Source organism: Lysinibacillus sp. FSL M8-0355, from assembly GCF_038008985.1.
In the GTDB taxonomy this organism is placed as follows: Bacteria; Bacillota; Bacilli; order Bacillales_A; family Planococcaceae; genus Lysinibacillus; species Lysinibacillus fusiformis_D.
On record NZ_JBBPAI010000001.1, the window covers coordinates 3317704 to 3337328 of the forward strand.

The 19625-nt window shown below is 39.0% G+C and carries 21 protein-coding genes and 2 other annotated features; all 21 genes read right to left on the reverse strand.

The features are described from left to right. Positions 1-16: 16 nt before the first annotated feature. Complete coding sequence (obgE, locus tag MKY46_RS16075) at positions 17-1306, reverse strand: GTPase ObgE (protein ID WP_036124130.1); 1290 nt, start codon at positions 1304-1306, stop codon at positions 17-19. 5 nt (positions 1307-1311) lie between these two features. Next, complete coding sequence (locus MKY46_RS16080; protein ID WP_036124127.1) at positions 1312-1839, reverse strand: Spo0B domain-containing protein; 528 nt, start codon at positions 1837-1839, stop codon at positions 1312-1314. A 179-nt stretch (positions 1840-2018) separates the two neighbouring features. Further along, the gene (gene rpmA / locus MKY46_RS16085; RefSeq protein WP_016991892.1) at positions 2019-2318 is read right to left on the reverse strand and encodes a 50S ribosomal protein L27; all 300 of its coding nucleotides are present in this window, start codon (positions 2316-2318) and stop codon (positions 2019-2021) included. Further along, on the reverse strand, positions 2315-2671 hold the full coding sequence (locus tag MKY46_RS16090; RefSeq protein ID WP_036124121.1) for a ribosomal-processing cysteine protease Prp: 357 nt from the start codon (positions 2669-2671) through the stop codon (positions 2315-2317). Before MKY46_RS16090 ends, rpmA begins: the two co-directional genes overlap by 4 nt. Before the next feature lie 16 nt (positions 2672-2687). Beyond that, positions 2688-2996, reverse strand: a complete 309-nt coding sequence (gene rplU, locus MKY46_RS16095) for a 50S ribosomal protein L21 (protein ID WP_036124117.1) — start codon at positions 2994-2996, stop codon at positions 2688-2690. A gap of 14 nt (positions 2997-3010) precedes the next feature. Beyond that, positions 3011-3088: a sequence feature (ribosomal protein L21 leader region), on the reverse strand. Between the two features lie 45 nt (positions 3089-3133). After that, entirely contained in the window at positions 3134-3745 is a 612-nt protein-coding gene (locus MKY46_RS16100) for a stage IV sporulation protein FB (RefSeq protein WP_036124114.1), read from the reverse strand. Continuing rightward, entirely contained in the window at positions 3735-4289 is a 555-nt protein-coding gene (locus MKY46_RS16105; protein ID WP_036124111.1) for a peptidoglycan DD-metalloendopeptidase family protein, read from the reverse strand. Before MKY46_RS16105 ends, MKY46_RS16100 begins: the two co-directional genes overlap by 11 nt. A gap of 93 nt (positions 4290-4382) precedes the next feature. Further along, entirely contained in the window at positions 4383-5180 is a 798-nt protein-coding gene (gene minD, locus MKY46_RS16110; RefSeq protein WP_036124107.1) for a septum site-determining protein MinD, read from the reverse strand. Position 5181: 1 nt separating this feature from the next. Next, positions 5182-5850: a septum site-determining protein MinC gene (minC, locus tag MKY46_RS16115; protein WP_036124102.1), complete on the reverse strand. Its 669-nt coding sequence runs from the start codon at positions 5848-5850 to the stop codon at positions 5182-5184. A 27-nt stretch (positions 5851-5877) separates the two neighbouring features. Continuing rightward, positions 5878-6402 carry a rod shape-determining protein MreD gene (mreD, locus tag MKY46_RS16120; RefSeq protein ID WP_080717089.1) on the reverse strand — a complete coding sequence of 175 codons (525 nt, stop codon included), beginning with the start codon at positions 6400-6402 and terminating at the stop codon, positions 5878-5880. Beyond that, a complete protein-coding gene (gene mreC / locus MKY46_RS16125) occupies positions 6402-7316 on the reverse strand; it encodes a rod shape-determining protein MreC (RefSeq protein WP_036124096.1) in 915 nt (304 codons plus the stop codon). Before mreC ends, mreD begins: the two co-directional genes overlap by 1 nt. A gap of 13 nt (positions 7317-7329) precedes the next feature. Next, on the reverse strand, positions 7330-8349 hold the full coding sequence (locus tag MKY46_RS16130) for a rod shape-determining protein (RefSeq protein WP_036124163.1): 1020 nt from the start codon (positions 8347-8349) through the stop codon (positions 7330-7332). Between the two features lie 572 nt (positions 8350-8921). Then, on the reverse strand, positions 8922-9593 hold the full coding sequence (gene radC / locus MKY46_RS16135; protein ID WP_196243748.1) for a RadC family protein: 672 nt from the start codon (positions 9591-9593) through the stop codon (positions 8922-8924). A gap of 33 nt (positions 9594-9626) precedes the next feature. After that, positions 9627-10220 (reverse strand): Maf family protein, encoded by a 594-nt coding sequence (locus MKY46_RS16140; protein WP_036124089.1) that lies wholly within the window; start codon positions 10218-10220, stop codon positions 9627-9629. Positions 10221-10318: 98 nt separating this feature from the next. Further along, positions 10319-10963 (reverse strand): hypothetical protein, encoded by a 645-nt coding sequence (locus MKY46_RS16145; protein WP_058844888.1) that lies wholly within the window; start codon positions 10961-10963, stop codon positions 10319-10321. Positions 10964-11719: 756 nt separating this feature from the next. Further along, the gene (locus MKY46_RS16150; protein WP_036124018.1) at positions 11720-12970 is read right to left on the reverse strand and encodes a bifunctional folylpolyglutamate synthase/dihydrofolate synthase; all 1251 of its coding nucleotides are present in this window, start codon (positions 12968-12970) and stop codon (positions 11720-11722) included. Next, positions 12967-14247: a bifunctional folylpolyglutamate synthase/dihydrofolate synthase gene (locus tag MKY46_RS16155; protein WP_196243747.1), complete on the reverse strand. Its 1281-nt coding sequence runs from the start codon at positions 14245-14247 to the stop codon at positions 12967-12969. The genes MKY46_RS16150 and MKY46_RS16155 overlap by 4 nt, the downstream gene beginning before the upstream one ends. A 326-nt stretch (positions 14248-14573) precedes the next feature. Next, complete coding sequence (locus MKY46_RS16160; protein WP_230593861.1) at positions 14574-14732, reverse strand: hypothetical protein; 159 nt, start codon at positions 14730-14732, stop codon at positions 14574-14576. Positions 14733-14957: 225 nt separating this feature from the next. Then, a complete protein-coding gene (locus MKY46_RS16165; RefSeq protein ID WP_036124012.1) occupies positions 14958-17603 on the reverse strand; it encodes a valine--tRNA ligase in 2646 nt (881 codons plus the stop codon). Between the two features lie 81 nt (positions 17604-17684). Continuing rightward, positions 17685-17943 (reverse strand) — a binding site (T-box leader). A gap of 272 nt (positions 17944-18215) precedes the next feature. Further along, positions 18216-18980 carry a hypothetical protein gene (locus MKY46_RS16170; protein WP_036124006.1) on the reverse strand — a complete coding sequence of 255 codons (765 nt, stop codon included), beginning with the start codon at positions 18978-18980 and terminating at the stop codon, positions 18216-18218. An 81-nt stretch (positions 18981-19061) separates the two neighbouring features. Further along, positions 19062-19508, reverse strand: a complete 447-nt coding sequence (locus tag MKY46_RS16175) for a CoxG family protein (RefSeq protein WP_036124000.1) — start codon at positions 19506-19508, stop codon at positions 19062-19064. Positions 19509-19625: the final 117 nt, after the last annotated feature.

The following is a 19625-nucleotide window of genomic DNA, read 5'->3' on the forward strand; positions in this document are numbered from 1 at the left end:
CCCTAAAACTCATGTCTTAATCGACAAATTCAAATTCAAACTCTTGTAGGCGTACTGTATCGCCATCTTGTGCTCCACGTTGACGCAGAGCCTCATCCACACCCATTGCACGCAATTGACGAGCAAAACGACGAATACCATCTTCACGGCTAAAGTCCGTCATTTTAAATAAACGCTCAATGGCATAACCATTAATAATAAATGTACCATCATCGTCACGAGTGATTTCGAAATCTTCACCTTTTGCCTCATGCTTGTACATGACAGTTGCGTCTGATTGCTCCTCTACATCTTCATATAGTGGGAATTCAGGCGTTACTTCCAGTAGATCCGCAATGGCAAACAACAGCTCTTTTAACCCTTGACGTGAAACAGCAGAAATTGGGAAAATTTGAACATCTTCTCCTACCTTTTGGCGGAATGCTGCTAAGTTTTCTTCTGCATCTGGCATATCCATTTTATTGGCTACAATTATTTGTGGGCGCTCTGTTAAACGAAGATTATATTGTTTTAGCTCTTCATTGATTGTTAAATAATCTTCATATGGATCGCGACCTTCCATTCCTGACATATCAATAACATGGACAATAACGCGTGTACGTTCAATATGTCGTAAAAATTGATGGCCTAATCCTACCCCTTCATGTGCCCCTTCAATAAGCCCAGGTAAATCTGCCATCGCAAAGCTTCGGTGATCTTCCGTTTCAATCATGCCTAAGTTCGGTACAATTGTCGTAAAATGATATGCACCAATTTTTGGCTTAGCAGCAGAAACCACTGATAAAAGCGTTGATTTACCAACACTTGGGAAACCAACTAATCCTACATCTGCTAAAACTTTTAACTCTAATATAACATTTAATTCTTGTCCTGGCTCACCTTTTTCAGAAAGTTCTGGCGCTGGGTTGGCAGGAGTGGCAAAACGAGAATTTCCTCGTCCACCTCGGCCAGCTTTCGCAATAATGGCTCTTTGCCCATGCTCGACTAAGTCGGCAATAACTGCATTTGTTTCTTCATTCATAACCACTGTGCCTGGTGGAACTTTAACGATTAAATCCTCTGCATTTTTACCATGCATGCCTTTACTCATCCCATGTTCACCACGAGGCGCTTTAAAATGACGTTTATAGCGGAAATCCATTAACGTTCGTAAGCCTTCTTCTACTTCAAATACGACGTTACCGCCATGTCCACCATCTCCACCAGCTGGACCACCATTTGGTACATATTTTTCTCGACGGAAGGCAACCATACCATCTCCACCGTCGCCACCTTTAACAAAAATCTTTACGTGATCGACAAACATTTAGTTCACTCCCTATTTGCACTCAAGACATATTGCCAGCGCGTAGTTGTCTGCTCAATTGTTTGAATGTCGAATTGTTTCAAACCTTTTTCGGTGAATGCATCAGCACTCCATAACCCATTTAGCGTGAATGTCACGGCAAATGTATGATCGTCAACACGTACATCAAGCGTTAGGATCTGCTCTGTAAATGGATCTAATGTATCATAAACATGCATAACTGTTTTGTTTAAATAATCTACAACTTCCCGATCAATATTGTTGGTCACTGGCTTTTTTATCTCACCACTTAGCTTCCATGCTAGTGATGGATAACGCCATCCTGCTGTTTGTAGCCACTCAATTGTTTGTGGTAATTGTAGTCGATTGAGGATAGAAAACACGCGTAATTGTTCTGAATAATGTTGAATAAGTTTCTTTGATTCATCAATTCTACCTAAATCTAAATTCATGCGAATCAGTTGCAGTTGATTCACATAATCATGATTTGCAAAACGTAATACTTCACTAATGGTTAGTGATTGATTGTTCATCCCATTCACTCCAATAAAGTTATCCTTACTAGTATAACAAGTTTTGCTCTATTTTTCCCTTAATTCTTTAATCAATTATGCCTCAGCTTAATTGAGAGCAGAATCGGCATTGTTGAAATTTAGCCAAAAAAAGGACTGCAATAAATGCAGTCCTCCGCTTTATGTTATCTTATAAAAGATTAAGCTTCTTGTGTAGTTGGATATACAGATACTTGTTTGCGATCGCGACCTAAGCGTTCGAATTTAACAACGCCGTCAACTTTAGCAAATAGTGTATCGTCACCACCACGACCTACGTTTGTACCTGGGTAAATTTTTGTACCGCGTTGACGGTAAAGAATTGAACCACCAGTTACGAATTGGCCATCAGCACGTTTAGCACCAAGTCGTTTAGACTCAGAGTCACGTCCGTTTTTAGTAGAACCTACCCCTTTTTTCGATGCGAAAAGTTGAAGATCTAATGCTAATAATAATTTCATCGAGTTCCACCTCCTACTTGGTTGTAGTTGATTTGGATGTATTGTCCGTAATTTTGCACCATAGAATACACTTGGGCAGTCATTACTTGAACAATTAACTGTAGTTTTGCATCTACTTCAGGCTCTAAATCTGATGGTAAATCTACCTTAAGATAGCCTCCACCTTCAGCAGCTTGTTCGACTTCTGGTTGAATTTGTAATAATGCATAAATAGCATTTACTGTACCAATGGCAATAGTAGATGCTCCTGCACACACTAAATCTTTACCAGATTCATCGTACCCAGCATGTCCTGAAAATTCAAATGCTGACACATGTCTATTTTCATTGTGATGAATCGTAACTTGTATCATTCGCTACACCTCACAATTAAGCGTTGATTGCTTCAACAACTAATTTTGTGTAAGGTTGACGGTGACCTTGTTTACGACGGTAGTTCTTTTTAGCTTTCAATTTGAAAACAACGATTTTTTTCGCACGGCCTTCTTTAACAACTTTAGCTGTTACTGTAGCGCCTTCTACGAATGGAGCGCCAACTTTAACGTTTTCGCCACCTACGAATAATACTTTATCAAAAGTAACAACCTCATCAGCTTCTACGCCTAATTTCTCAACATAGATTTCTTGACCAGCTTCTACTTTGATTTGTTTACCACCAGTTTCAATAATTGCGTACATTTTACTGCACCTCCTCTTAGACTCAGACTCGCCTGTTTTAAAAGGTGATCTTATTAGATACTTAAACCTTTCCAGAGCGGTTGTAGTAGCACGGGTGCTACAAACAATAACATTAAAATATTACCATACGTTTTTTTTTAAGTCAATCTATTCATAACATATTTTTCAAAAGCAACTCTATATTTTCGATAGCGCCATTCTTTCAATGCTTGCAGCCAAATGAATAAATTAATGATGGCTAAAAAAATAGACTGTGGCAAGAACTTGAAAGTGACTAGTAATAGTGTAGTGGCAATGATGAAAGACAACCAATAATACATTTCCACCACTTGAGCTCTTGGATAACTTAAAAATAGCCAGGCTAATACTAGCCTGCCACCATCTAACGGTATGATGGGCACAATATTTACAGCCAGTAACACTAATTGTACAGTTATTAGCTTAGTGGCGAGCAGATCAGGCATAAAAAAAGCGAGGCCAATCCCAATAATGGTAGCGATTGGTCCTCCTAATGCAATCCATAGGAGTGACGAAGCTTGCACAACCGCTGGATTTTCAAATTGAATTTCTCCCCCATACGGTGTAATAACGCATGATTTCACCTTCACTCCGCACAATACTGCTGCTACTAAATGACCTGCCTCGTGCCACAGCAAAGAAAATAAAATGATGGCGTAATAAGCTAATTGTCCACTAAAAATCATGACAAATACCAGAGGGATACATAGAAGATGTAATTTAATCCTCATTGGTCTCCGTCGATTCAAGCCATTGTACAATTTGCTCTAAATCATAATGAGTATCTCCCTTTTCAATGGACATATATAATTGACCAGCTTCTTTCATACCAATTAAATCATTAGCTTGAATCGATGTATAAGGGAGCTGCGCTAAACTATCTAACATACCATAAGATACCGTTGTCCCGTCCTCATAGCTGATTGTCATAGTCTTGCCCGTATACTTTGTATGACCAGTAAAAACCACCAACCCATTCTGCCCAGCATAGATCGGTAAACCAACATCATACTGCAATAAATAACCTTCTTTAAAAACTTGGGCATTAGCAAATGTTAGAAGATCGGCCTGCCCTACATCACTTGATACCATGATGGTCTCTTTTTCTTTTTCGAACCAACTTTGTCCGAGCTCACTTAAATAGGTTAAATCTGCAGAGGTTGTTACAAGCTTTCGAACGGGTGTATCTACTACGCCTTGATCTTCTAAACGAATTACAAGCATGATTGCTGCCACAAGTAGTATCGTGACGAACCATTTCCATTTTTTAAACAAGCTCTCATCCTTTTTTCCACACTATATGAGATTGCATGTCCAAACATGCACAAGAAAAAACCTTCTCGTACATTTGTACGAAAAGGTTGTCATTTATTTTGAAAATAGAGCCTTAAGTTTTGAAAACATACCTCTTTGCTCATTTTGAATAGCCATCAATGGCACGGACTCACCAAGAATACGACGGGCAATATTGCGATAGCCCAATGATGCTTTATTTGATGGGTCCATGACGATTGGTTCACCTTTATTGGAAGATGAGATGACACCCTCACTATCGACAATAATGCCTAATAGATCAATAGAAAGATGTGTAGTAATTTCATTGACATCCAATGTATCACCGCTCTTCATCATATGCTGTCGAATACGATTAATGATGAGTTTAGGTGCTGTAATCTCTTCTTGTTCAAGTAAACCAATGATACGATCTGCATCACGAACAGCGGAGATTTCAGGTGTTGTCACAACAATCGCATGATCTGCACCAGCGACAGCATTACGATAGCCTTGTTCAATACCGGCAGGGCAATCGATTAATACATAATCATAATCCCTTTTCAATTCCTCTACTAAGCTCTTCATTTGCTCAGGGGTAACAGCGTTTTTATCCGTTGTTTGAGCAGCAGGTAATAAAAATAGTTTCTCATCTACGCGCTTATCCTTAATTAATGCTTGATGGATTTTACAGCGTCCTTCCACCACATCAACTAGGTCATAAATAATACGATTTTCGAGACCTAAAATGACATCTAAATTGCGTAGGCCGATATCTGTATCAACTAAACATATTTTTTTACCTTGTAGAGCCAATGCAGTCCCAAGGTTAGCCGTTGTCGTTGTTTTACCGACACCGCCCTTACCTGAAGTTATGACGATCGCTTCTCCCACACTAGCTTCCTCCCTTAGACACATTTAACAATGGTCGTATATTTTTTAAGGCATGAATTTGATCGTACGTAATGCGTCCATCATAGCCAAGAAATGCACAAGTCATTTCTGCCTGATTGATCGCGTTTACATGTTCATCTGACATTGCCTGAACTTGATCAGCAATCATGATATGTGTGGCTTCAAATCGAGATGCTGCAATGATTGCTTCTTTATTGCCATGCACACCCGCATGTGCAATTCCTTTTAGTCTACCTAGGACATATACATTACCGCCAGCCTCTACTCGACCGTTTGGATTTACATTGCCTACAATGATAATGTCCCCTGATGAACGCAGAACTTGTCCTGATCTGACCACACCAATATATGTATCTTGTTGACCTTCAATCATTTTCTGGTTGCTTTCTTGGACAGTCAGTACTTCACTTTGCACCTTAGATACAATAAGTTGCTCCGTTTCTTCTACAATTTTTATCAGCTCATTCATTTGTTCATCAGTACAGTATCGATAGCCTAAGTATAATTGTACATCTACTTTACCATCGATACCGCCTTCTAACACTTTCTTCTTCAATTCTTCTACTAACTCGCTATACGAACATTGATCGTCTAGACGTAGTACAAAACCGTCCTTCGTTCCCTTCATATTAACTAACTGTTTTTTCATGAATGCCTCACCTCACGTTGTTCTTTATTAAGAAACTTCACGTGCTCTCTGTAAGACACGCGCATTAATTAGATATTTGAAGGCCCAACCAAGAATCATTAAAAATAAAGCATTAGCAATAATTGTTGGTAGTAGTCGTGAACGTAAGAAATCCGCTAAAGGTATTGCTGTAAAATCAATTAGGAAGAAAAATTGATATAGTATGAATTCTAAAATGGCTACTAGTACAACTGAAATTGTCGTTGTCACAACTAAGTGCTGATGGATAACTTTCACGATAGAGCCTGCTAAAAAACATATAAGTGGATAAAGCACTGAATATAATCCAATAATATCAATGTAAAACACATCATACAAGACACCAAAAAAAACTCCATACATTACCGCACGTTTACGGCTGTAATAGATGGATATAAAAATTAAATATAAGATTAAAAAACGTGGTACCAGAAAATAGACTTCCCCTTTAATTTCAATCGGGGAAAGCATAGCAAATTCTGGCTCTAATAAGAATAGTAAAACCGCTACAGAGGGGATGAGAAATCGAACCATCATTCCGCCTCCTCTTCACTCGCCTCTTGCGGATTCGATAAATCTTCATTTGTTGTATTGCCGTCTGAGCCATCAATAACTGTTGATGTACGTTTAGCAATGACAACATGTTCTAAAATTGAAAAATCAGCAGATGGTTTGACATAAGCCATTTTTGTTAAGCCATGATCATCTGTACTAACTTCTGTAATTTCTCCGATTGGGACACCTTTTGGGAAAATACCACCAAGCCCTGAAGAAACTACTTGCTCGCCTTCTTTCACCGTTAAGCTAGAATCGATTCGCTTCATAATGAGTTTATTACGTTCTTCATCAAAGCCCTCGATTAAACCGTATGCTTCTTTTTCTCCTAATACCATCGCAGAAACACGATAGTTTGGATTATTTGTATATAAAAGCTCTACCTCAGATGTGAAAGGTGTTACTAGTATAATTTTCCCTACTAAACCTTTCGCCGTCATAACTGCCATATTTTTTTGGACACCATGAGAAGACCCTTTATCTAAAATGATTTTCTCTTCCCACTGGTCTGGATTTCTAGCAATCACTGTTGCATGAATTGGATTAAATGCCTTCAAGCTCTCGGTTTTATCCAATAGCTCTCGTAGCTTGTTATTCTCTGATTTTAAATCCGTAGCTTCAGCTTGTACAACTGCAAAATCTTCTAAGCGTGCTTTTAAACGTTTATTTTCTTCGTACGTGTTTAAGAGGGAGTCAATACTATTAAAAATACCATTAATATAATTCGCCGGCTTCGCAACAATCGATTGTGCGACGCCGACAGTATCTTTAATAATTTGCTCTGGTAAAGTTGCATTCGTCCGATCACGTAATGAGAAGCTAATCAATGCCACAAGAAAAACCATACCTACGAGCAGCAAAATTACTTTCTTATTGAAGAAAAAGTGTGGCATTGCCTCAACCTCCTTACCCTTTTACTTGTTGTTGACGAATTAAGTCGATATGATCTAATGCTTTACCTGTGCCAATTGCTACACAGTCTAACGGATCTTCTGCGATAAAGACTGGCATGTTTGTTTCTTGGCTAATAACTTTGTCTAAGTTTGTTAATAGCGCACCACCACCAGTTAATACAATACCACGTTCCATTACGTCAGCAGATAATTCAGGAGGAGTTTGTTCTAATGTTTTGCGAACGCCGTCAATAATAGAGGCAACCGCTTCACGCAATGATTCAGAAATTTCCTGTGAAGAAATTTCGATTGTTTTTGGTAAACCAGTTAATAGGTCACGTCCTCGAATATCCATTTTATCCTCTGGACCTTCTGCCAATGCCGTACCAATTTCCATTTTCACAGCTTCTGCAGTACGTTCACCAATTGTTAAATTATATGTTTTACGAATATACGAAATGATGGATTGATCCATCGCATCCCCACCAACACGTACGGATTCACTCGTTACAATACCACCTAAAGAAATAACGGCAACTTCTGTTGTACCACCACCGATATCAACAACCATTGAGCCAGTAGGATCCCATACAGGAAGATTTGAACCGATTGCTGCTGCAAATGGCTCTTCAATTGTGAACGCCTCTTTTGCACCCGCTTGTCGTGCTGCATCAATAACCGCACGTTGCTCCACTGATGTAATGCCATAAGGCACACAAATCATCACATTCGGTTTTTTCCAGTTGCCTCCAGAGTTTTTACATGCCTCTTTTAAGTAATATTCGATCATTGCTGTTGTAATATCGAAGTCAGCAATAACGCCATCTTTCATTGGACGAATTGCTACGATTGAGCCAGGTGTACGACCAATCATATTTTTCGCATCATTACCAACGGCAACGATATCTCCTGTTTTTGTATTTTTTGCTACAACTGAAGGTTCACGTAAAACGATCCCCTTTCCTTTAATAAACACTAATGTATTCGCTGTGCCGAGGTCAATCCCGACATCTTTGCTTCCTAGTCCAAACAAATTGTGTACTCCCTTTCTATATAAGCCATACTTTCGTTGACATCCATTATCTTTGACGACAATGTGCAGGAACTTTAATTGTGTAAAAAACACAATTGACTCCTCTCAAAGCCTATCACACCTGTCAAAGCTTTTATCTTCATCAGTTGGTGATTGACACCTCGAAAAAATTACACACTCATTCACCTCACCACCAATTTCGATGGGAGTCCTTCCTGAATAAAGATAAAATTCATACCGTTCATTATAACGGAAAAGCGCAAGAATTTGTAGTGTCACATACTACATCTCACAGAAAAGATACTATTTTAATTCCCTCTTAAACTAAAAATAGTACGTATAGATTAGCATATAATTTTTATTCTCATAAGACAACGTGTATCAGGCTACCAATTTTTGTGAAGATAATAGCGTTTCTATGAATACATTAACGATTTGTAATGAAAAAGGTTCGCCAATAAACCACAAAAAAATACAAAAATTTTATAGCTGCCTAACGAAGATGTTTAACTTTCTGTATAAAAAGCATTTGCTGGCTCAACATAAAAAAACTCTGCATGCTTCATGCAGAGTTAAAAATACCCTTTTTCTTTCATGCTAATAAATTGATGATCACCAATGATCACATGATCAATTAATTCAATACCGATAATATAACCGGCTTCAACAATTCGCTTCGTTACCTCAATATCCTCCGTACTAGGTGTTGGCACACCACTTGGATGATTATGAGCACAAATAATGGAAGCGGCAGACCGTTTAACAGCTTCTCGAAAGATATCCCTGGGATGAACGATCGAGGCGTTTAAACTACCTATAAAAATGGTCTGTTTATGAATAATTTGATTCTTGATATTCAGAAAAAGAACAACAAAATGCTCTTGGTTAAGCGACGTCATATCAGGCATTAAGTAGGCTGCTGCATCTTGCGGAGAACGTATCGTAAATTTCTCAATATTTTGTTTTTGAGCCAATCGTCTACCAAGTTCAATGGCTGCGAGTAATTGAATGGCTTTCACCTCACCGATTCCTTTAATAGCCACCATTTCTTCGATGGTTGCATGCTTCAAATGATGTAAACGTTCAAACACATTTAATACTCTATTTGCAAGAGCAAGTACAGATTCTTCCTTCGTCCCTGTTCTCAATAAAATGGCGAGCAGCTCTTGATTGGATAGACTTTCAGCCCCTTGCCGTAACAGCCGTTCACGAGGACGATCCTCCATATGGACATCACGTATCATCAAACTTGGTAAAACCTCTTCCAGCAAAAATACTCACTCCTTCGCAAATTGGATAATTTGTCGTGCTACCAATTGCGAAAACAAAGCTGCAAGTGGTAGACCTACAACATTGTTATAATCTCCTTCAATTCGTTTAACTAATAGTGTGCCTACTGTCTGAATACCATAACCACCAGCTTTATCAAATGGATCTCCAGAATCTACATAGGCTTCAATTAACTCTTGTGATAAATGATGAAAAATAACTGTAGTTTCCTCTACAAAAATCGTTTCTTTTCCATTTGGTTCGATAATTGCTACCGCTGTCATAACAACATGCTTGTTGTCTGACAATCGCTGTAAATGTGAAATAGCTTCCTCACGTGTTTTTGGTTTATGTAGTAGCTCATCCTTGTAAACCACGATTGTATCTGCACCAATAATCGTGGCATTAGGTGCTTTTCTGGCTACATCACGCGTCTTTAATAGAGCCACTCCCTTTACATAATCCTGCATAGTGTTGGCTTGTACACTTGTTTCCTCCACTTCACTAGTCATTACTTCAAACGGAAGTGCTAACATGCCCAGTAATTCCTTTCTCCTTGGTGACGCAGAAGCAAGGACAAGCTTATAATTTGTTTTCAACATGATCTGACCATTCCTCCTTATCCTTATGATAACGAAGAATAGACGATTTGAAAATTTTCAAAAAATCAAGATAATGATACTTTCGCGATCTTTTATGCTTAAAACTTCACCTGAAGACATGTATTTTTAGATTGATAATGCGCAAAAACATGCAGTCGAATAATGTTAACATCGTTGGAAATAGTAGAGGCAGCCGCTCCAATTGATTGCCAATCCTCTGGTAATGTAGAGTCCTTTCCATTTTCTTTAAAATTTAATTTTGTAGCTTTTTTGTCTGCTAAGGCTGTTGGCAGTTCTGCAAGTGTTGGTTCCTTACAGCTTGCGCCACTGACAGTAAATGCTTTTTTAAAGGTTGCGGGTTCCTGTAAAAATTCTAGCTGACTTTCTTCTGTTACCATGCTTGTCCATACATAGAATTTTCCATCAACCTGAACAATCGCACTCTCTTTTAATGCTGGGTATTCCGCAACAAAAGAACTGGCACTCTCATAATTCGAATACACACCTGCTTGACTGGCAAAAAACATAGGGGCATTAGATGTATTGGTTGTCTCACCGGCAGTTGGAATCGTCTCTGTTTTTGATTGATTATTTGCTACTTCACTACCATTTATCTTTAACGGTAACTGTGTACTGGCCTGTAACACGCCTAAAAAAATCGCCACACCTAATAAACCAACAAATCCACCAATAATCATTGCTCGAAATATTTGTTTTTTTATCACATGACTTACAATTTTCATGCATCTATCACCTCACCCTTCCACCGATCTATCCAACTAGTAGCGTTGCAAAAATTCGATGACTCAATATGATATAAGTATATGTAGATTACGAAGTGTAAATGCGAGTTAATTGTGATTTGCTACAGAACTGTTGAAAGGAAAACATGGTCTCTAGCTATAAAAAAACTAGGACTCCCTCTCAAGAGTCCTAGTCGCATAGTGTTGAAAAACAAAACAGTCAATTGAAAGGTAGAAATGGATTTCCGTTGCAGGCTACTTGCTTTCCTGTGGGCGAGCGCTGAGCCGCTTCCTCCGCTACCGCTCCGTGCAGGGGCTCGCCTTTCTCGCTATCCCACGGGAATCAAGTAGCCTTCCACTCCAATCCATAAAAATGTTTCTTTTGAGCAAAGGCTTTCAAATAAAGTGAAGGTATTCACTACTCTTTATGGAGGGGTGTTGTCACTCACCACTTCTTCACGTTGGAAATAAGGAGCGATTTTGATCGTGACGGCTCGTATGAAAGAGAAGGAAAAGGCACTTTTGCCAAATGGTTGATTGAAGTGGAGCCAGCGTCACTCCTAGGGGATTTAGCGTCACAGCTGAGACCCTGGAGCGAACGTAAGTGAGTGAAGCGGCTCAGCGGACGCCCCCTGGAAAGGACGCTGGCGGAACGGAAATCAACCTCTCACCTTGCAAAGTTGCTTTTTCTGCCTTTGACATTATCTTTTTTCAACAACATGAAATTAGGACTCCCTCTCAAGAGTCCTAGTCGGTTTATTCTTTTAATCTATTACGTACCGCTGTTAGTAAATACAATGAGCCAGATACGATTGTTCTTTGCTGACTTAGTGACTGCGCCTGTAAAAAAGGTACATAATCCACAAGGACAGCTTTGGATGCTGCATTGGAAAGGGCTAGCATTTGTTGCGCAGTCATCGCTCGCGGATTGTCAAAATCAACAAAATAAAAATTATCGCTGACCTGCTCAAAAAGGCGGAGAATCTGCTGTACGTCTTTATCTGCTAATATGCCGATAACAAATGTTATGCGCTCATTTGGAAACTCACATTGAATCGTTTCCACTAATTTTTCCGCACTTGCTGGATTATGAGCACCATCTAAAATAACACAGGGCATTATTTCTTCAAAACGTCCTAAAATAGTAGCCCTTTGCACTGCCTGACGTATAGCTACTTCACTCGTAGATACATCTAATACAGATGCCACTTCAAAAAATGCTGTAATGGCAAGTGCCATATTATTCGCTTGATGTGTTCCCTTCATAGACCGAGTTAGTTTTGCTATTTGAAACTGTTGCACTACATTGGTATAGCATTCTCCATCAGCTGTTGATTTGACAGTAAAATGTTGACCTAATGCTAGAACATTGGCATTTTTCCGAGCGGCTTCATCATCAACAATACGCTTAGCTTCATCTGGTAAATCACCTATAATGACAGGGCGAGATCGTTTAATAATGCCTGCTTTGTGACGGGCAATATGGGCAAGCGTATCTCCTAAAAATTTTGTATGTTCTAACGCGATGCTTGGGATAATGGAGACAATCGGTGTTACCACATTCGTGCTATCCAGTAACCCACCCATACCTGCTTCAATAAGCGCGATATCCACGTGCTCATTCACAAAATGTAAAAATGCAGCTACAGTTAGTAATTCAAAATCCGTTAGTTTTTCACTAAGCTCTGCCTGTTGCATTTGTTGAAAAACTCGATCCATTTCAGCTTCCGTTATAGGGTGACCAGCTATTTGAATTTGATCATGGACATCCACTATACATGGAGACATAAATTTGCCTACGCGTAAGCCATGTTCTTGAGCAATTGCCTCCAGAAACGTTAACGTAGATCCTTTACCATTTGTGCCTGCTAAGTGGACAACACGCAATGTTTGCTCGGGGTTTCCTACTAAGGACAAGGCCTCTTCAATCGCCTCAAGACCAGGTTTAATCACATCATCGCTTTTGACATGCCATTTTTCTTTATAATGATCAAGTTTTGGAATCATTGTCCTTCCTCCTGTAGCCATTGTCGAACTTCCGCTATAAAGTATAAAGAACCTGTAATGACCACAATATCCTCTTCATGGCGTTCATGTAGTACAGTTTGAACAATTTCTAGCCATTCTTCGTGATGAGTTTTATGTGCATGTGTCGATAACATCGCTAAGCTCTCGGCAGGCATTGCATTGGGCAGGTTTATTTGCGTAAAAGCAATTGAAATCGCTACAGCATCCATTAGCTCTATACTGTTGGCATGATCCTTATCAGCCAATGCTGCATAAATGAATCGATATTGGTTGTTAGGATAGACATCCTTGAGTGTTTGGATTAGGGCAGCTGTACCTTCTGAATTATGAGCGCCATCTAGCACGATATGATTCGGCCATTGCTCGAAACGGCCAGCCCACTGTGCGCGTTGTAGTCCTTGACGAATTGTATCATCAGCAAAGGAAAGGTATCCGTCTTCACGTAATAAAAGTAGAGCCGTAATAGCAAGACTTGCATTATTAATTTGATGGGGACCAGCCATTTTTAAAGGTACATCCATCATCACGACCTGTTCTTTTTTATATGTAAATTGCTGATAATCTGTGCCTTGCTCACTATTTGTCACCGTAAAATCTTGTCCTAAAACGAAGCATGGTGCGTGTCGTTCCTCTGCCGTGGCTTTAATAACAGCTAATGCCTCCTCATTCCTAACTCCTACTACAACTGGTACGCCTCTTTTGATGATGCCTGCTTTTTCACTGGCAACCTTTGCGAATGTATCACCTAAAAATGCAGTATGCTCTAGCGAAATCGTTGTAATAATCGCTAAAAGCGGCGTGACGACATTGGTCGCATCTAAACGTCCTCCAAGTCCTGTTTCAATAATCGCTATATCTACTCCTTGATGGGCAAAATATTGAAACATAATCAGTGTGACTACCTCAAAAAAGCTGGGAAAATCTCCATTGTATTGTTCTTCTATAATTTTGGCTAGTTGATTGAAATAGGCTAAAAATTGCTCATCCGAGATTTGCTTGCCGTTAATAGTCATCCGTTCATTGACTCTCTCCAAATGCGGGGACGTAAATGCTCCTACTTTGTAACCTGCATGTTGTAGCATTTCTCTTAAGGCATTCACCGTAGAGCCTTTGCCATTTGAACCTGCCACATGAATTACACGTAGTTGATTATGCGGATGACCTAAATGGGCAAGTACTTCTCGCATGAGGACAAGTGGTGCACGTTTATGATCAACTGCTTTTAATGTAAAGATAAATTTTGTACATTCGTTCATTGTGTTAAACAAAAGAAACACTCCCTCTTACTGCAATACCTTTATTTTAGTACAAGTAATGTTTAATAACATCGTTAAATAGCAAAACACTCGAAAAAACACGCAGCTAGCGACTGTGTGTTAGTTTTATTTTTTCAATTAATGTACTTGGTGAGCACCTAATAGAGCCCCCATATTGTCAATAGCGGGAGAATATTTGGACGTTGTACTCATTCAAAGGGGTTTTAACATTTAAATATCGAAATTCGAGCAATACTCATTTATTTTTTGAATCGTTAATAAATCTGTACGTGATAACTGGATACAATTCTGTTGAGGTTTATTTGCTAATAGAGCACACGTCCACTGGCATTAAATAAACGATAATACTTTGCTTCTAATAATTTCAAAAGATTCGTTTCTATCAGTACCCTTGCACTTACAAAATCTAATTCATCACATGCTTTATTGACTTTCGTAATAATTGTGGCAATGTGTCCTGTCAACCTCAACACCTCCACTTTTCATACAATAGGCTCTACAAAAAGGGGGCTAGCCATCCCAATTCACCAAAACATTCAGGTTTTTTATCCTACTGAACGAATGATAACACTAATCTATTAGACTTATTATTTCGAATAACACTATATTTTAACCTAATTACACACATACCTTTTGCTCCATATAAAAAGAAGCAACGGATGACTTTACAGCCATCCATTGCTTCCTCATTACATATTTTTTAATTCTTCTAAACGTTTTAACACAACAGCATGCTTGCTTTCATAATCTGCTAATTTTTCACGCTCTGCATTGACTAACGCTTCAGGTGCTTTCGATACGAATTTCTCATTTGATAGCTTACCAGTAACAAGCTTTACTTCTTTTGCCCATTTCTCTAACTCTTTTTCAAGGCGAGCAATTTCTTCCTCTAAGTTAATAAGACCAACAAGTGGTAGGAACACTTGCGCTCCTGTGACAACAGCCGTCATTGATTGACCTGGAGCCTCTAAACCTTCACCAATTGTGAGGGTATCAGGATTACAGAATTTTTCTAAATAGCCTTGATTCGCTTCAAGAACAGCTACTGTTGCTGCATCTTTCGCTGAAATAAATAGCGGTACTTTTTTGCTCATCGGTGTATTCACTTCCGCACGAATATTACGTACTGAACGTATAATATCCATTAGGAGCTTCATATTATCTGCTTCATCAGCAAAATGAAGATCCGCACGTACTGTTGGCCATGCAGCCACTGTAATCGATTCACCTTCATGTGGTAAGTGCTGCCAAATTTCTTCTGTAATGAATGGCATAAATGGATGTAATAAACGCATTGTTTGATCCAGTACGTAAGCTAAAATAGAACGAGTAGTCTTTTTAGCTACTTCATCCTCACCATAAAGTGGTAATTTCGCCATTTCAATATACCAAGAACAGAAATCATCCCAAATGAAATTGTATAATTCACGACCAACTTCTCCAAATTCATAACGTTCTGCAAGAGAAGTTACACGTTCAATCGTTTCATTTAAGCGTGTTAAGATCCATTTGTCAGCAACGGATTTTTCACCTGTTAAGTCGATTTCATCATAGGTCATACCGTCCATATTCATAAGTGCGAAACGTGATGCATTCCAAATCTTATTGGCAAAATTCCATACTGCCTCTACTTTTTCAGTTGTATAGCGTAAATCTTGACCAGGTGATGAACCAGTCGCTAGGAAATAGCGTAAAGAGTCTGCACCGTATTGCTCAATAACATCCATTGGATCTACACCATTACCAAGTGACTTACTCATTTTACGACCTTCGCCATCACGTACTAAACCGTGAATTAACACATCTTTGAATGGGCGTTGACCTGTAAATTCAAGGCCTTGGAAAATCATGCGAGATACCCAGAAGAAAATAATATCATATCCCGTTACTAATGTGCTGGTTGGGTAATAACGTTTATATTCTTCATTTGCCTCATCTGGCCAGCCCATTGTAGAAAACGGCCAGAGCGCAGAAGAGAACCAAGTATCGAGTACATCTTCATCTTGCGTCCAATTTTCGGAATCAGTTGGGGCTTCTTTTCCTACGTAAACTTCGCCTGTTTCATTATGATACCAAGCTGGGATTTGATGGCCCCACCATAATTGACGAGAAATACACCAATCACGGATATTCTCCATCCAACGAGAATATGTGTTTTCAAAACGAGCTGGGACAAAGTTTACTTTCCCTTCTTCATCTTTTTGAAGCTCGAGGGAAGTGTCAGCAAGTGGTTGCATTTTAACGAACCATTGTGCTGAAAGGTATGGCTCAACAACAGCACCAGAACGTTCAGAGTGACCTACTGAATGCATATGCTCTTCAATACGAATCAGCACGCCTGCTTCTTGTAAATCAGCAACAATTTGCTTACGGCATTCAAAACGATCCATCCCTTTATATTTGCCAGCAAGATCATTCATTGTACCGTCTTCATTCATCACAAGAATGCGCTCTAGGTTGTGACGATTTCCAACTTCAAAGTCGTTCGGATCATGGGCTGGTGTCATTTTTACAACTCCAGTACCAAATTCCTTATCAACATAGTCATCAGCTACAATCGGAATTTCACGACCTACAATCGGTAAAATAACTGTTTTACCAATTAAATGCTGATAGCGCTCATCGTTCGGGTGAACAGCTACCCCAGAGTCACCGAGCATTGTTTCAGGACGTGTTGTAGCAACTTCTACATATCCTGAGCCATCCGCTAAAGGATATTTCATATGATAGAATGCACCTTGCACATCCTGATAAATTACCTCAATATCAGATAATGCTGTTTTCGCTGCTGGATCCCAGTTGATAATACGTTCGCCACGGTAAATTAAACCTTTTTCATATAACTCAACAAAAACTGTTTTAACTGCATCTGAAAGACCTTTATCTAGTGTGAAACGTTCACGTGTGTAGTCTAAACCAAGGCCAAGCTTTGCCCATTGATCACGAATATGTCCAGCATATTCTTCTTTCCATTCCCATGTTTTTTCAAGGAATTTTTCACGGCCTAAATCATAACGTGTTATATTATCCTCACGCAGTTTTGCTTCTACTTTTGCTTGTGTTGCGATCCCTGCATGGTCCATACCTGGTAACCAAAGGGCATCATAGCCTTGCATGCGTTTCATACGAGTAAGGATATCTTGTAATGTTGTATCCCAAGCATGCCCAAGATGTAATTTACCTGTTACGTTCGGTGGTGGAATAACGATGGAATAAGGCTTTTTCCCACTTTCAGGCTGTGCCTCGAAAAATTTCCCTTGTAACCACCATTCATAGCGACCGGCTTCAATGGACTGTGGGTCATATTTAGTTGGCATTGAAATGTTTTCTGTCATCTTGACTCCTCCTATTGTTTGAAGACTATTGGTAAAGAAATGCTGTTCATTTTTTTACCCAATAAAAAAACTCCTCTCGTCTAAAAGGACGAAGGAGTTTTAATTCGCGGTACCACCTTTAATTCCAGCAGCGGTTAAGATCAATGCTAAATGACACATTTTCTCAGCCTTCCCTACTGGCTCTTAATTCGGTAACGGTGTTTAACCGGCTTTAACTACTGTTAGTTCACTAAAGCTGCTCAAGGGCTACCTTCAATTAAGTACAAATAGAAACTTCTCAGCTACCGTTTCCTCTCTGAAAATGTAGACATAATTTACTCTTCCCTATCATAGCATCTGTATTTGATTTTCCTTATTGTACCGCAGAATCGTGTCATTTTTCAAGTGATTTAGTCATCTTTTAGTAAGAGTAAAGTAAATAGAAAAGGAAGTGACAATTCAATGCGTCGACGCAAGTATAACCCTTGGCTTTTACCTCCTTGGCTACGACAAGTTCGTTTTTATTGTAGAACCATTATTGTGCCAATTTGTGCTTTTCAGTTTATCCGTGTCATTATTGTGCCAACATCAGGCGATTTAGTCTTCTTATTGCTCCTACTACTTCTCTGCTATTTACTTTTGAAAGACATCATTTGAAACACGGACTTTAAGCGGTGTATACTCTTCTGTTAGGTCCCAAATCATGGAAGGCACTTCATGCCAAGTGCTGGATTCACGTACAACAATATGGCTTGAGGATTCTCTCATTACTATCTTTTGGTCAACTGTTGTAGAGGTCTCTTGGCGTGAAGCTGCTGCTACTGCGGTAGGTTGTTTCACTTGAACACTTTCCTCGATCACAGCCATTTTTTCTTCTTGATCGAAAGCATGAGCCATTAGGTGTGGATTGTCTAAAGTATCATTTTCAACAACGGGTTCATATTCGTTAAAAATACTTGTAACTGTCCACTCAAGCTGACACATCTGATTCGACAGACTAGGGCGAATATCTTTGACCATTAAATCTTTGACATCCGATTCTTTTGGTAAATCCACATGTAAAGGGACAGCATACTCAAAATAACCAGTATCTCCTTGGACATCAAGGGCATCAATTGTAATTAAATTATCATCACCTGTAAATGCTTGCATATCTTGAAAATCAAAACGAACATGTGCCGTAATATGGTAGATGCCCATTAATCGAAGTGAATCCTCTAACTGCATGGCTTGCCACTGTGGTTTAATTTGTACAGCAGCTAATTCTGTTGGGCAACCATATCCAGGAAAACAAAATGTTTCTCGCATATTCCAAGTTTTTTGTTCGATAATAATCCCTCCCTTTGCATCATATGACGATTTAAAGGATAGTATGCTAGTGTGTTTCAAGTTGAACATAATTATAAATAGATACTACTAGAAAAATGGCATGCTAGAATATTACTTCTAGCATGCCATTTTCATGGATGTTCTTATCATTTAAACATTGACTAATTTAATTTTATTAGCTACACGATCTGTTAGCATTTGTGTTGCCTTTGGTACAATCGGTTTAAAAATCGGATTTAACACAGGGCCAGCTAAGCCGCCAGCAACGACTTCTAAAAAACCTGTCATTTTTGTGTTTTCAGCATCAATGCTTTCTGCAAGGAAATAGCCATTTCCAGTGAAATTATCAGAAAGACCCTTTAATTCGAATGTAACTTTTGATGGTGCTACCCATTCTAAAATTGTAATTTCTACTTGTACCGTTTTTTTCAAAACGCCAACATTGCCTTTAAAAGTCCATGTTGAATGTTTGTCATCAATCATTTCGTGTGTATTATAACCTGGGACAAGCTTTGCCCATTTTTCCATATCACTGACGAATTCCCATACATTATCAATTCCTACGGGTACTTCGACCATGTGTGTGCCAGTTGCCATATTAATTCACTACTTTCTATTATGAATAGCTATATTATAAACGATATCGCCCACAATTTGGCCATGCTGAAAGATATAATTTTAACAAAAACAGGTCCTTCATCCAGTATAGAAGTT